Source organism: Dellaglioa sp. CoH-55-MRSF-9, assembly GCF_056782155.1.
Map to the genome: position 1 here is coordinate 1 of NZ_JBXAYG010000071.1, position 277 is coordinate 277.

The 277-nt window shown below is 59.9% G+C and carries 1 protein-coding gene; it reads left to right on the top strand.

Features of this window, described 5'->3' with window-relative positions:
- On the top strand, positions 1-277 hold a 277-nt coding region (locus AC1RPV_RS07835; RefSeq protein WP_481764208.1), incomplete at both ends, for a phage tail tip lysozyme.

Here is a 277-nt window from a genome sequence, read left to right on the forward strand (position 1 = left end):
AAATACGGGTTGACCGATGCGCAGATTGCTGGGGCCTTGGGCTCGGTCCAGCAAGAATCGCAGTTCGACGTGCATGCCCGCAACCCGTACTCTGGAGCACGCGGCGTCGCCCAGTGGCTGAGCGCGGACCGCATTCGTGAATTGCGCCAGTTCCGGAAGAAGAATCCGAGCATGACCGAGGTGCAGGTTCAGGCAGCATTCCACTGGTACGAGATGGAAAAGATGGGTCTGATGGATCGCTTCCGTAAGATGCGGACGGTGGCGCAGGCCGCAGTTT